The 13,739-nt window shown below is 50.6% G+C and carries 15 protein-coding genes; 1 reads left to right on the top strand and 14 read right to left on the bottom strand.

The genetic code is table 11. From position 1 onward, the window contains the following. Positions 1 to 60 precede the first annotated feature (60 nt). From sucD to AC3WJN_RS01060, 9 genes are all read right to left on the bottom strand, one after another. Positions 61 to 963, bottom strand: a complete 903-nt coding sequence (sucD, locus tag AC3WJN_RS01020; protein ID WP_005834278.1) for a succinate--CoA ligase subunit alpha — start codon at positions 961 to 963, stop codon at positions 61 to 63. Between the two features lie 44 nt (positions 964 to 1,007). Beyond that, entirely contained in the window at positions 1,008 to 2,168 is a 1,161-nt protein-coding gene (gene sucC, locus AC3WJN_RS01025) for an ADP-forming succinate--CoA ligase subunit beta (protein WP_005834279.1), read from the bottom strand. A gap of 188 nt (positions 2,169 to 2,356) precedes the next feature. Next, positions 2,357 to 3,415, bottom strand: a complete 1,059-nt coding sequence (locus AC3WJN_RS01030; protein ID WP_007777754.1) for a hypothetical protein — start codon at positions 3,413 to 3,415, stop codon at positions 2,357 to 2,359. Positions 3,416 to 3,454: 39 nt separating this feature from the next. Beyond that, positions 3,455 to 4,348, bottom strand: coding sequence for an AlbA family DNA-binding domain-containing protein (locus AC3WJN_RS01035; RefSeq protein ID WP_007777751.1), 894 nt, complete (start codon positions 4,346 to 4,348; stop codon positions 3,455 to 3,457). 142 nt (positions 4,349 to 4,490) lie between these two features. After that, positions 4,491 to 4,850, bottom strand: coding sequence for an SCP2 sterol-binding domain-containing protein (locus AC3WJN_RS01040; RefSeq protein WP_005834285.1), 360 nt, complete (start codon positions 4,848 to 4,850; stop codon positions 4,491 to 4,493). A 181-nt stretch (positions 4,851 to 5,031) separates the two neighbouring features. Further along, positions 5,032 to 5,346, bottom strand: a complete 315-nt coding sequence (locus AC3WJN_RS01045) for a YbjQ family protein (protein WP_005834287.1) — start codon at positions 5,344 to 5,346, stop codon at positions 5,032 to 5,034. A gap of 156 nt (positions 5,347 to 5,502) precedes the next feature. Next, positions 5,503 to 6,312, bottom strand: coding sequence for a GGDEF domain-containing protein (locus AC3WJN_RS01050; RefSeq protein WP_005834288.1), 810 nt, complete (start codon positions 6,310 to 6,312; stop codon positions 5,503 to 5,505). Continuing rightward, on the bottom strand, positions 6,309 to 6,680 hold the full coding sequence (locus AC3WJN_RS01055) for a hypothetical protein (RefSeq protein ID WP_235694688.1): 372 nt from the start codon (positions 6,678 to 6,680) through the stop codon (positions 6,309 to 6,311). The genes AC3WJN_RS01050 and AC3WJN_RS01055 overlap by 4 nt, the downstream gene beginning before the upstream one ends. A 15-nt stretch (positions 6,681 to 6,695) precedes the next feature. Further along, positions 6,696 to 7,418, bottom strand: a complete 723-nt coding sequence (locus tag AC3WJN_RS01060) for an EAL domain-containing protein (RefSeq protein ID WP_007777743.1) — start codon at positions 7,416 to 7,418, stop codon at positions 6,696 to 6,698. Between the two features lie 458 nt (positions 7,419 to 7,876). On the opposite strand from AC3WJN_RS01060, the gene AC3WJN_RS01065 reads away from it, so the two are divergent. Then, positions 7,877 to 8,191: a protease inhibitor I42 family protein gene (locus tag AC3WJN_RS01065; protein WP_005834292.1), complete on the top strand. Its 315-nt coding sequence runs from the start codon at positions 7,877 to 7,879 to the stop codon at positions 8,189 to 8,191. Between the two features lie 248 nt (positions 8,192 to 8,439). On the opposite strand, the gene AC3WJN_RS01070 is transcribed toward AC3WJN_RS01065, so the two are convergent. From AC3WJN_RS01070 to AC3WJN_RS01090, 5 genes are all read right to left on the bottom strand, one after another. Continuing rightward, positions 8,440 to 9,987: a YifB family Mg chelatase-like AAA ATPase gene (locus tag AC3WJN_RS01070; RefSeq protein ID WP_007777739.1), complete on the bottom strand. Its 1,548-nt coding sequence runs from the start codon at positions 9,985 to 9,987 to the stop codon at positions 8,440 to 8,442. A gap of 387 nt (positions 9,988 to 10,374) precedes the next feature. Next, on the bottom strand, positions 10,375 to 10,566 hold the full coding sequence (locus tag AC3WJN_RS01075; protein ID WP_007777738.1) for a hypothetical protein: 192 nt from the start codon (positions 10,564 to 10,566) through the stop codon (positions 10,375 to 10,377). A 122-nt stretch (positions 10,567 to 10,688) separates the two neighbouring features. After that, positions 10,689 to 11,324 (bottom strand): hypothetical protein, encoded by a 636-nt coding sequence (locus tag AC3WJN_RS01080; protein ID WP_007777737.1) that lies wholly within the window; start codon positions 11,322 to 11,324, stop codon positions 10,689 to 10,691. 51 nt (positions 11,325 to 11,375) lie between these two features. Continuing rightward, a complete protein-coding gene (locus tag AC3WJN_RS01085) occupies positions 11,376 to 12,149 on the bottom strand; it encodes a nucleotidyltransferase domain-containing protein (RefSeq protein WP_005834300.1) in 774 nt (257 codons plus the stop codon). 175 nt (positions 12,150 to 12,324) lie between these two features. Beyond that, the gene (locus tag AC3WJN_RS01090) at positions 12,325 to 13,677 is read right to left on the bottom strand and encodes an Ig-like domain-containing protein (protein ID WP_007777735.1); all 1,353 of its coding nucleotides are present in this window, start codon (positions 13,675 to 13,677) and stop codon (positions 12,325 to 12,327) included. Between the last annotated feature and the right edge of the window lie 62 nt (positions 13,678 to 13,739).

Below are 13,739 nucleotides of genomic sequence, written 5' to 3' on the forward strand. Positions count from 1 at the left end.
TCTTTCAAAAAAAGAAAAAGTGGACAAGCATCTGCCTGTCCACTTCTGCTATCAAAACGATTACTTGTTCAACACTTTCTCCAGCATGCCGCGCTCTTTCAGCAGTTCTACCAGTGTTTCACCGATTACTGCTGGCGTTTTCGCTACGCGAACGCCGCACTCTTCGAGCTTCGCGATTTTCTCAGCGGCTGTACCTTTACCGCCGGAGATGATCGCACCAGCGTGGCCCATGCGTTTTCCTGGAGGAGCAGTTTGTCCGCCAATGAAGCCTACCACTGGTTTTTTCATGTTCGCCGCGATCCATTCAGCCGCTTCTTCTTCCGCCGTACCGCCGATTTCACCGATCATGATAACGGCTTCAGTGTCTGGGTCTTCGTTGAACATTTTCAGTACATCGATAAACTCCATCCCTTTTACAGGGTCGCCACCGATACCTACAGCAGTGGATTGACCGATGCCGCGAGTGGAAGTTTGATGTACAGCTTCATAAGTCAAGGTACCGGAGCGGGATACGATACCCACTTTACCAGGGGTGTGAATGTAGCCTGGCATGATACCGATTTTGCACTCGCCTGGAGTGATAACGCCTGGGCAGTTAGGTCCGATCAGCTTGGTTTTCTTGCCTTCCATGTAACGTTTTACTTTTACCATGTCGAGGACAGGAATACCTTCGGTGATGCAGATGACCAGATCCAGTTCAGCGTCAACCGCTTCCATGATCGCGTCAGCAGCAAAAGGAGGAGCAACGTAGATAACGGAAGCATTTGCGCCTGTTTTTTCTACCGCTTCTGCTACGGTGTTGAAAATTGGAATACCGTCTACTTCGGTTCCGCCTTTACCTGGAGTCACGCCGCCAACCATTTGTGTACCGTATTCAACGGCTCCGCGAGTGTGGAACAAACCTGTTGCACCGGTAATCCCTTGTGTAATTACTTTTGTATTTTTATTAACGAGAATACTCATCGCGTTTTTTTCCCACCTTTTTTTACGTATCTACTCGCAATTGCTTACTTTACCAAGGATACGATTTTCTCAGCGCCATCAGCCATGGATTCAGCCGCAACGATGTTCAGACCGGATTCGTTAAGGATTTTCTTACCGAGGTCTACGTTTGTACCTTCGAGACGCACAACGAGCGGTTTATCCAGCTTGATTTGTTTCGCTGCATTCACTACGCCGTTTGCAATGACGTCACATTTCATGATACCGCCGAAAATGTTAACGAAAATGCCTTTTACTTTTTCGTCGCGCAGAATGATTTTGAACGCTTCGGTTACTTTTTCTTCAGTAGCACCGCCGCCTACGTCGAGGAAGTTGGCAGGATCTCCACCGTAAAATTTCACGATGTCCATGGTAGCCATTGCAAGACCTGCACCGTTTACCATGCAACCGATGTTACCATCGAGGGCGATGTAGGACAGATCGTATTTGGACGCTTCGATTTCTTTCTCGTCTTCTTCATCCAGGTCGCGCAGAGCTACAATGTCAGGATGACGGTAGAGAGCGTTGCTGTCGAAGTTCAGTTTGGCATCGAGTGCCATTACTTCACCGTCGCCAGTAACAACGAGAGGGTTAATTTCAGCGATAGAGCAGTCTTTTTCAACAAATGCTTGGTACAGGCTCATCATGAACTTAGCTGCTTTGTTGATGAGTTCTTTCGGGATGTTGATCGCATAAGCCAGACGGCGCGCTTGGAACGCGTTCAGGCCCGTTACCGGATCGATTACTTCTTTGAAGATTTTTTCCGGAGTTTGCGCTGCTACTTCCTCAATCTCCGTACCGCCCTCTTCAGAAGCCATCATGACAACGCTACCTGTTGCGCGGTCAACAACGACACCCACGTAGTATTCTTTTTTAATATCGCAGCCTTGCTCGATCAAGAGGCGTTTTACTTCTTTGCCTTCCGGACCTGTTTGATGAGTTACCAGCACTTTGCCAAGAATTTCACTGGCATATGTACGAACTTCATCCAGGTTTTTCGCCACTTTTACACCGCCAGCTTTACCGCGGCCACCAGCGTGGATTTGCGCTTTTACGACAACAACCTGGGTGCCCAGTTCTTTCGCCGCTTCAACAGCTTCATCCACTGTGAAAGCTACGCGACCTTCAGGAACTTTTACACCGTACTGCTTAAGTATCTCTTTACCTTGATACTCATGAATGTTCATTCTCCATCCTCCTATGGCAGATAAAGATCGGCAAGCTTTTAGACCGGCACAAAGACATCTGTCTTCTTCCGGTCGAAAGCCTCCACTATCAGTGCAACGTAACTATTCTACGACAAAAATTGCAAAAGTGGTAGTAATATGTTCTCTTTATCGTGACCAGAACTTCGAAACTTCATGAGGAAAACCCATCATTTTCTAAGACTTTGCAACAATTTCCACTGCGCTTCGGCCATTTCATTGTGAGTGAACCAATTTGCATCCAATTGAAAATACTTGGCATACCAAATGACTTCGCGCTCTTTCCCATTGACGGTAAAGAACAAGCGATACTGCTCCGGTCCCGGATCTTTCGGTGCTTCCTTCAGCAGCTCTGCCGTTTGCAAAAGACGCACGGCCTGGTGCGCAATCCCTTGCTCCACGGTCGTTTTTCGGACTTCCAGTTCAAGGCTCTCTACAGCCATCGCACCTGTTGCGGCAATCCGAATCCGGCTCGCCTTGAATAGCTGCTCAAGCCGTTTTTCTTCCTTCTTGTCCGTTGGCGAAATCCATTCTGTCAGCTTGGAAAACAGCCCGCCGTCCACGTGAAACGTGTGGGTTTCTTTTCCAAACGGCACACTGATTAAGGTAGGGGTCAGCACGGTCACTTCCAGCGGCCTTTCTGCTGAATTGATGCGCAAGCGATAATTCGGGTAGAGCGGATACTGCTTGAGGCTCGCTCCCGTCTCTGGCACAGCCGCTGCCAACGTCTTGCGGATGTCTTCTATCTCCGTCTCGCCAAGCACCCGTGTCTTGGCGAGGTCCTCAGCCGAGAGCAGGACCGTGTCGATTTTTTGCGACAGCAGTCCTTTTCCTGTCAGCTTTTGAATCCAGTGATAAAAAGCGACAGCGCCTGCACCGCGATATGTATTTTCGCCAAACTGGCTGGCTCCTTCTCCGACGGCCACGACGAGAGGGGCTAATTGCTTGCGGTAGAGCACGAGCGTAAAGCGCACGTCTTCCTGCTTCAAGGCTGTTTCTGAAAGCTGCAAATCTTTGCCTTGCCCAGACAGCTCCTTCATGAATGTCGGCAAATCCAGCATCACTTCCTGCCCATCTGTTGACATGACGGTTACCTTTTCTACCGCACCAAGCTCTTTCTCGATACGGTTACTCATGTCGGCCGGCACCTTGTCAGGCTGCGCACAACCGGAAATCATCATACTTGCGACCATCACAATTAACAGGTAAGCACGCAAAGACGATACCATGCAGCACCCTCCTTCGAGTATCAATCGTGCCCGATGATTCTACAAAAGTCCCAACCGTCGGCTGATCTCACTGCCAAGTTTTCGTTTGACGTAAATTTCGCCTATTTGGTGCGGGTCTTTGACCACAACCGAGCGATTGTTCGTGCGGATGACAACGTACTTCTCACCGTTTTTATCCAGTCCGCAAATCAGCTCGGAGGAAACCTCCACAAAAATCGCGACGACATGCTTGCCGTCCACTTTTTTCAGGGAGATTTTAGGAAAAGGGGTTAAAAATGGCGATGTTTTGTCCTGAATGTACTGTGTTATGGCCAAGATGTATTTATCCGGGTCGCCGTATTGCTCGATTTCGTGATCGATGCCGCAAATGGTACCTTCATCCGTAATCCCCAAAAAGAGATTGCCGTTGTTCGAGTTGGCAAATGCTACGACAGTTTTAATAATTCCGCCTTTGGACAGCAAAAAGTCGCGCTTGAATTCGATCATGTCGTTTTCGCCAAGCGAGGTTGCCACGAGCGGATCGTCTACCCGCCCGAGATAGCGAAACCTGCTGATCGCCCCCAAGCGATATACGTACTCTTCAAAGATATCAGCCGGCAAAGACAGGTCTTCCAGACTCGCATCTGTATTCTGCCATAATTTATACGTCTGTGGAGCGAAGCACATGTCAAACAATACATTGCCGCCGAGTGATCGAATGTTCATTCCGATGGAAGCAGGCTTCGTAATCCCCGGTTGATAAGGGGGATCGTTCTCCACTTCCAGGACGCCGGAATGAAACAAAAAGTCAAAATAGTGCCTAGGCAACTGGGCATTTTGCCGCAGCAGCTCTCGGTCAACCGTAGACCTTCGAATCTCCTGGTACAAGTCGAAACGCACAGATTGTTCTGTCAGTTCATGGACAACGGCGAGTAAGGAACAAATATGGCGCATGTTTTCCCTCGTTCTTTTGTTTGGAATCCTTGTCATTGTTTGGTCATAATTTTAACGCAACTATTTGGAGGTTGACCAGTTTTTTTATGCAATCGCCCGGAAAGCGACAGCGGAACGCCCGCCAAAAGACAGGCGCCGCCGTCTAGTTTCCTGCTTTTTCAGGGCGGGACTGGTAGGCGTACAGCAATGTTTGAAGCTTCAAAGACAGTCCCATGTCCCCTTTTATTTTCAGCTTGCCCGTGACAAGAGCTGCGGCAGGATTGAGTGTACCACGGACAAGTTTGATGAAATTTTCATCGGACAATTCCAGCGTACAGCCCGCCTGTTCGGTAGCCCCGAGGCGATAGGTCGCTTCGTCATTGGCAAATTTGATTTCGTACGTACCGCCCTCTTTTCCGGCAAGCACAAAATGATAGACGGCAGAAAAGTTGCGGATCGGCTTCGGATTCGCTTTGATTTTTTGCGCCAGCTCTATCAGTGTATCTGCTACAGACACGTTCATCACCCTTTTGTCGCCGCTTCCTCTATACGCCGTGCGAAGAGGCGAGGCGCCCTTTCGTCAGCTTTTCGTACCAGCACCGTTTACACCAGTCGGGGAACGTCGCTCGCTTCGCTCTCGCTCTCATTGGCTTGAAGCGCTCGCAAGTGTTCGCACAAAAAAAGAAAGCCGGGCATTTGCCGGCTTATTTTACTCGAACAGCGGTTCCAGTCGCGATGACCATCATCATGCCTTCTCGGAGCGTTTCGAAGTCGAGGTCGACTCCAACGACTGCGTTTGCCCCGAGCGCGCGCGCTTTTTCCTTCATTTCTTGCAGCGCCATTTCGCGTCCTTCTGCCAGCTTGCTTTCGTAGGAGCCGCTTCTGCCACCGATGATGTCCGTGATTCCTGCCAAAAAGTCGCGGACCACGTTCGCCCCCATGATGACTTCTCCGCTGACGATATCCAAATAGGCTTCAATTTCTTTACCTTGCAACGTGCTGGTTGTGGTAATAATCATGGAAAAGGCCTCCTCTAACCGAATTCATTTCACTCTGACAATATGTAATACGAATGAACTTTGCGGCGGTTTCAGTTGCCCCTTTTTTAGCGGGCGGCTTACTCAAAGTGTGTGCCTGTAACCATGCCCTTATCCAGCAGCGTGCTTACGTAACGATCAGGAAAACGTAGACGCCGTCTTCTGTGCCTTGATCGCAGACGAGGCAAGGCTTGCTTGCGCGATCAGCTCCCTCCAGGAGTGGGCGAAGAAATCAGGCTCACTGTAGCCGTTCACATGGCCGACTGCGGCCGAAACCGTGATGTCCAGCACGTCGGTCGGACGCGAAATCAGCTCGATATACTGCTCGACGAGCGCGTCAGGAGCAGTAGAGATCAAGACAAATTCATCCCCTGCATACCGACACAGATGATCTCCCTGATCCTCGGCGATCGAGGAAAGCACAGCCGAATAAGTCCGGATGACGTCATCGCCGAACGGATGCCCGTATTGCTTGTTAATTCTGCCGAAATCGTTCAAATCGATGAACAGCAGGTGAAACGGAATTTTTTTCTGCAAATAGCTCTCCCCGATAAACTGGATATAAGGCGCCCGATACAGACCGGACAGCGGGTCTTTGTATTGGGCAATTTGCATTTCCACGATTTCTTTCGTAATCATCCCGCTTATTTGCTCGTCGTCCAGGATAATCGCCAGTCTGGCATTTTCATTGAGAAAGTAATGGTGCGCCTCCCAAATGTTTTGATCCGCCAGCAGGTAATGCACCTGATTGCACATCGCATCGGCGACAATCCGGTTTGGATGCGCAGTCAGGACATCTCGGGAAGTCACTAAACCTACGACCTCTCCATGGTCAATGACGACCAGCGAATCCATCTGATACTCACTCATGAGCCTTGCAGCATGGGAAACGGATTTGTCAGAGGAAATGGAATGGATCGTCGGGTTCATGATTTCGGAGATGTTCATAGCAAATCCACCTCTCGCTGTACAGACAACGCAATTTTCAGCTCAGAACGCAACACCATTGATTCGCTAATCATCCGCTCTGATTCCTCAAGAATAATTTTCATCAGCAGTTTTTCGTCCATCATCTGCAGGAGCGAGTTTCTCAGCAACACCGCCTCGATCTTCGGATGATCGATTTTCAGCAGGGTAAACTGCTCCGGAGACAGTGCCTCTGCCATCCTCCGTACTGCTTCCGGTCCGATCGGCGCTTTTCTGCCGATAATCAGCATATCCTGCATCGGAGGGACTTCAAACTCGGATATTTTTAAGGAAAGAGTGGCTTTCCTAGAATATACGCTACTATCACCAAACATCAGTAATTCCTCCAATTCTGCTCTCCCCTCTTAATCTTCTCGCAGGCGATCTGGTTTCCCAAAAAGGTATCCTTGTCCCATTGCAATTCCCAATGAAGAGGCGCAAGCAAAATCTTCTTCTTCTTCAACTCCTTCAAGAATGAGTTGAGGTTCGTACTTGCAAAAGTCAACAAACAGCTTGACGACTGTCTGTTTTTCTTGCGAAGTCGAAAGCTCCTTGGAATAGAAACGATCGATTTTGATGAAATCAGGCGAAAGATCAGTTATTTTATGAAAAATATTTGCTGCATCCCCTACATCATCTAACGCGATCAAAAAACCCATCTTTTTCAATTCGCCAATGCGATTGGTAAAAACGGGCTCATGCCAGCATTCCCCTTCCATGATCGATTCGTTTATTTCCAGTACGATTCTTTTCAAATACGGAAAAAAAGCTTGCTTGATTTCCTCGATGAATCCCGGAAACGAATCTTCCACGATCGTGGACGGAAAAATATTGACAAACAGGAGCTCCTGGGTGTGTTCCTTGGATGAACGAAGAAAAGACAAAAGCGCATGCCGAAATGACTGGGTATCCAGCTCCGGCAACTTTCTTTTTTCCTTGGCCATCGAAAACAACAGTTCCGGGTTTAGTCCCGCTTTGCTGCGGAGCAGCACCTCATACCCTATTCTTTTTTTATCAGGGAATTGGCATATGGGCTGAAACGCATGATAATACTCTCTTTTCTCAAATAGTTCCGCAATGCTCTCCATCAATTTTCCTTTCCCTTTCCTAGCAAATATGAACACAGAGAAAGCTTCCCAAGTGTGAGGTGCATAGGATGTACGCCCAATTCATTGGAAGTGCTGGGAAGTTCAACGACCAGTAAGACCGCAAACCCTAGAAGTTTTCGGCGCGAAAACTAGGTAAAAGAGATCACAAAATCTCCAGTCTATTCGACAACATATGTCTTTGTTCCTAGTTATTCGCCATTGTTTTGCATATCCCTTTCCAAATCATACTAAATTTCTGCTGAAAAAAAAGCAGCTTTTGGATAGCTCGGCATAATTTTCTGCGCGAGGCATGCCGTTTTTTCCTATATGGAACAATTATTTTTGGCTTTGTCGCTCTCCAGTTGCTCTCCTTTCGCCGCTCTCCACTCGGATTGCTTAGGCACTTTGCCGTTTTTTTCATACAGTTTGGGGAAAGGTGTTTTGCAGAGGAAAGGATGATGAAAATGGCGATGATCTCGACTTATACGCTTCAGGTGCAGAGCGGCCAGCCGTTTGCGGTCACGCTCGACGCAAATCCGACGACTGGGTACCAGTGGGCACTGTCCAATTCGGTGGACGAGACGTTTCTGTTTCTGCAATCCAGTGAATTTGTTCCACCTTCGCAGCCCGCTCGGATTGGGCAAGGCGGTCAGCAGCGGTTCACTTTTCGGGCGCTGCGCCGGGGTGTGACTTCGCTTTCGTTCAAGTACTGCCGTCCGTGGGAGCCGTCTGATTGTGCCAGCTTTGTTTTTTATGTCGTTACGGTTGTGTGAGTTTTAGTGGTTGGGTATGGGGTGAGTGAAGCTGGGTTTTCGTGTTGCTTAGAAAAAGGCGATTTGTAAAAGGCTTGGGTTAAGCAAGGCGTTTGCCAAGCGGTACAGAGAGTATTCGCTTGCGCTTGTTTGCCAGAATGAGGTTTGTAGCTAGATGTTTGGGTAGGTGCTTGCAGTAGGTGTTGTAGTTGCTTGCAGCGGTTGCGTGCCAAAGCGCTCAACCGCACTTGCCCACCTGCTGCACGCGGTCAAAACGGCAGCCCTCTGTCCAACGCCCTGTACCGAATCGCCTCCGCGACGTGCGCGGCCTCAATCTTCGCTGCTCCCTCCAAATCTGCAATCGTTCGCGCTACCTTGACGATTCTGTCGTAGGCTCTCGCGCTCAGACCGAGCGTCTCAAACGCAAGCTGCAACATTTCTTGTCCTTCTTTGTCCAGTTTGGCGTAGTTGCGCAGCTCTTCGGCGTTCATCATGCTATTGAAGGGGCTGGCGGGGCGATGCCGATATCTGTCGCATTGAATGGCGCGCGCCCGTTCTACTCGCGCCTGAATGTCCCGCGACGATTCCTCCATGGAGCGGTTGTGCAACAGTTGTACGGGCACACGCGGGACTTCGATATGCAGGTCAATCCGGTCCAAAAGCGGCCCGGACAGCTTGGAGCGGTATTTGTATATTTGTTGCGGGGAGCAGGAGCACGACTGCTTCTCCCGGGTGCCGAAAAATCCACACGGACAAGGATTGCACGAGCCGATCAGCAAAAATCTCGCCGGAAAGGAAAACACCTGCTTGGCGCGGCCAATCGTCACAATCCCTGCCTCCAGTGGCTGGCGCAGCACCTCAAGGACGTGACGGGAAAACTCGGGCATCTCGTCCAAAAACAAAATCCCGCCATGCGAGAGGCTGCATTCGCCCGGTCGGGGAATTTGTGCCCCTCCCCCGATCAGAGCTGTAGCTGTAATCGTATGATGCGGAGCGCGAAACGGCCGCTCCTGGATGAGTCCGCCCTCGCGCTTCAGTTGTCCTGCAATGCTGTATATTTTCGTGACCTCGTACGATTCGTCCGTCGTCATTTTTGGCATGATGCCTGGCAAACAGGTGGCCAGCAGCGTCTTGCCACAGCCGGGCGGTCCGACCAGAATGACGTTGTGAAAACCGGCTGCCGCGATCTCCAGCCCGCGTTTGACGAAACGCTGGCCGTACACATGCGCAAAATCCGGTGCCTGCGGGGTCACCGGGGCTTGGCTAGTCCGCGTTGATGCAGACGCCGCAGCCTGCGGATTTTTGGGCTGTAGTCCTTCTTTCCAATACTGCACCGCTTCCGTCAAATTGGCGGCGGGCAAGACGATAATCTCGACCAGATGCGCTTCGGCGGCGTTTGCCTCGGGTAAAATGACGTGGGTAAAGCCTGCCTTCGTCGCTTCCAGCAGGATGGGGAGAACGCCCGGCACGGGACGCAGGGAGCCATCGAGGGCAAGCTCTCCGAGGATCAAAATTCGCTCTGGGCGGGGCAGTATTTGTTTGGAGGCAAGCAAAATGCCAAACGCGATGGCCAGGTCAAAGCCAGAGCCTTCCTTGCGCTGGTCCGCTGGCGCCAGATTGACCGTAATTCGCTGCATCGGGTAATCGTAGCCTGCATTGCGCAAGGCAGCACGAACGCGGTCCCTCGCTTCCTTCACGGCAGAGCCGCCCAGCCCGACCAGGTCGAACTGCGGCAGTCCATTGGCAATGTCCGTTTCCACGCTCACAATCATCCCGTCTATGCCGAGAACAGTCCCGGAAAAGCTGCATGCGTACATATTCTCTCCCCCTTTGCTAGTAGCGTAGGAAAAGATAGCGGGGATGTGCAAGTTTATTACAGTGGCGGGAATGAAAACGCGAGGTGCGCAGGTTTAGCTCAGCAGTGAGAATGAAAGCGAGGTACACGCAGGTTTAGCGCAAGTGGAAAAGCAAGCTGAGTACGAAAGTTTATCGCAGCGGCAGAAAATCTTCCAAACCTGCCGCATATCCGTTTCTCACAGACTGCCTCCCTTCTCTTGCAACTGGCTGTGTCTTGCAACAAATCTGTCCAAACACAAAAAGACCCGCTACACAATACGCGAGTCTTGGCATGGCTGTTCTTTTGTCCCTGCAGCCGCTACACCCTGGCGGCAAGCCGTCACTTGCGCGGCGCAGCGCTGTTCGTTTTAGGAAAGCTCCTTTTTCACATTGGCAATGAGCTTGTCGGCATTGTTTTCGTCGTTGTCAAACATGACGAGGTCGTGCAAGACGATGCCCTCTACAGTTTGAATGGCTTCCGACATCGAGTCGGCCAGCTTTTGCATGTCGATTTTGTCTGCTTTTTCTACGTCTAATACGAGTACCAGCTTCTTCATCATGGAAATCCTCACTTTGCACGAAAAAATAATGGTTGGAAAAGATCGTATGTACCTACGGCATTATACCAAATAATTGGCGGGCAATCGACTGTGAGCTTGCTTTTCAATGCGTCCGCTACAATCTAGCCGCTTCCAGGTGCTTGCGCGTAGTAGCCTTTTTCAAAGACGATGACAGATTCCACAGGCTGGCACACGTCTTCAAACGCATAGGGAGCGTAGACGCCAAAGCCGTAGCGAAACGAAGTAAAACCGTCGCCTGTCGCTTGCCAATCAGGATCATGCTCCCGAACGAACGCTTCTACTTCCTGATACGGCTGCCCCAGCAAATTTTTTCCGTAAAAAAGAACTTCAACATTCGGATGAAATTCCACCGCCTCACAAACGCCGGGAGGTTTGTAGGAAACAAAGCAACACGAGAAATCGTCACTGTCCAAAGGCTGCTGAAACGTGCGAAATGGTCGCGGAATGAACTGCATGGCATCGGCCGCTTCCTCCCGGCTCATGCCAAGCAAAATCACTCCAGCCCCGACGTAAGGAGCAATGACAAATCGCTTGCAGGCTGGAAAGTCTGTCGGATGCAAACGCTTTGAACACGCTGCTGCCGAACCTCTCTCCGTCACGCCTGGCTCCCAGCAAGTGGTGTTTCGCTGCATGAAGGCGGTCGCTTGGACACATGCGGGCTTTGCGGACTTTGCAGGCTCGCCCAACTTGTCCTTGCGCTTCAGTTCCTCGCGGGTATGCTCAGGCAGCTTTGTCATTGGCTGCTCCCCCATCCCTGTGCTCTTTTCGCTGCTCCTACGGCACTCGCATCACTCCGGCCAGGCCAAGCGCAAATAGCGGCGATACAGCTCGTCCAGCCTGGCCGTCTGATCGGGCATGCTGCCTGCGTATTCGCTCGCACAGGCGCTCAGTCTTTCCAGTCTGTCGTCGATATACGCGTGAATCACATCTATCCTCGGTTCCAGATCAAGCTCGTCTCCCTCCATTTTCCGGTGCAGCAGCTCGTCTATTTCCCGCCGCAGGTCCGCATCTGTCACCAGCTCGGCTACTAACTGCTGAAACAGGAGCGGAGGGTTTGTCCTGTACTTTTCGATCCATTCGCAAGCCAAGATCGGGCGCAGGACGTAAAAATATTTTTTGATCCGCACGTGGTCACCCTGCAAATCCTTGCGGTAGTTTCCATTCGCCATGCTCAAATAGTGGAGCATCGCTGTTTTGGGCGAGAACAACTCGTTGCGCATCTGAATCAGTTCCGCGCGAAATCCGAGCTCGTCCCGATAAACGATACCGGAAGCCAGCCATTCGTGCAGAGCCGGATTGGATTTGCGAAACAGCTTCAACGCCTTTCGTATATCCCAGCCGCTTATATCGAGCGTTTCATCGATGGGCAGCTCCACGACATCCCGCTTGTCATCAATGGAAAGATACCACTCGGGCTTCTTCACGTACACAAACCGTACATCATAGTCGCTATCCTGCGAAGGAAAGCCCCAGGCACGGCTCCCGGACTCGACGGCAAACAGCACCTTCAGCTCGTGTTCTTTTTCGATTTCCAGCAGCTTTTGCCTGATGAGTTCCTGCATCTGCCATCCCCCTCCCGACAGTCGCGAGCGCAAAACAAACGCTGACGTGTCGTCCGAATTTTTACCGTCTTTCCTGATTGTAGCAAGTGCGTCTTCATCCGGCTACTGTGTGCGGACCTAAAAAAACTCGCTGAACCAGATGGTCTGGATTCAGCGAGCGTTTTCGCGGGCGTTATTATTTTACCGTTACTTTGATCTCTACTTCTTCGCCTTTGTATTTGGCTGTAATCGTTGCCTTTCCTTTCGCCTTCGCTTTCACTTTGCCGCTCGTGGAAACGGTAGCTACGGAAGACTTGGACGTGCTCCAGCTCGCTTTGGAGCCGGTGAGCTTTGTTCCATCATAGGTCAACGTAATCGTTTCCGAATCCCCTTTTTTCAGGCTCAGGCTGGTGTCGTCCGCTTTCAGCAGGCTGCTGCCTTTGTCGTCTACCGTAACCTCGATTTCGACTTTTTCACCTTTGTACGTAGCCGTAATCGTTGCGGTCCCTTTCTTTTTCGCTGTGACAACGCCATCGTCGTCAACAGTCGCTACAGATGATTTGGATGTTTTCCACTCTGCTTTGGAGCCGTTGAGCTTTTCGTCGTCATAGCGGAGGGTAATCGTTTTTTCCTGGCCTTTTTTCATCTTCAGCTTAGTCTCGTTTGCTTCCAGCAAAGCCGAGCTGCCGTTGTCGACGCCGACTTCGATCTCTACCTTGTAGCCTTTGTATTCCGCTGTGATGGTTGCCGTACCTTTGGCTTTCGCCGTGATGACCCCATCCGATACAGTTGCTACGGAAGATTTGGATGTTTTCCAGGTTGCTTTCGATCCAGCGAGCTTTTCATCGTCATAGGTGAGCTTGATCGTTTCTTTCTCGCCTTTTTTCAGCGAAATTTTGCTCTCATTGGCTTCGAGCTTGCCGGATTGATTGCCGGACACTTTCACGTTAATTTTGATGGACTTTCCTTTGTACTCAGCCGTTATAACTGCGGTACCGTTTGCTTTCGCCGTAATTTCGCCTCTTTTTACCGTCGCCACCGATTCATCAGAAGATACCCAGTATGCATCGAGGCCGGAAAGCGCTTTGCCTCCGTATTGGAGGGAAACCGTTTTCGTGTCGCCTTTTTTCAGGCTTACCGAAGTGCTGGATGCTTCCAATGTCGGCTCTTTGATGACGGAAGCGCGGATGCGGATCGAATCGCCGTTGTATTTCCCATTAATGATGACCATGCCCGTCTTATATCCGGTTACGACTCCATTGCGAACCGTTGCGATCGAGCTGTTGGAAGTTGTCCAGCTTACAAGCGCGCCATCCAGCGGGCGGCCATTGTATGTAACTTTCAAGGTCAGCGGCTGCCCGATGGTTACTTCCGCATAATACGAGCTTGCCTCAAGGCCGCTTGCATCGGCTTTCGCTACATAGCTGCTCGCAGCTTGGGCTGTGGATACTTGTGCAGACGCAATGCCCGTTACGGAAAACTGAACGGCGCAAATAGCTGCGACAGCGAGTGAGACGTTTTTCATTACCTTGCTTTTTGTCAGCTTCATGTTTTACCCTCCACATTGTTTCCTTCACCAAGTAAGACGAATGAAATGGAAAAATGTCACAT

Source organism: Brevibacillus sp. FW306-2-1A-C05A (assembly GCF_058781555.1).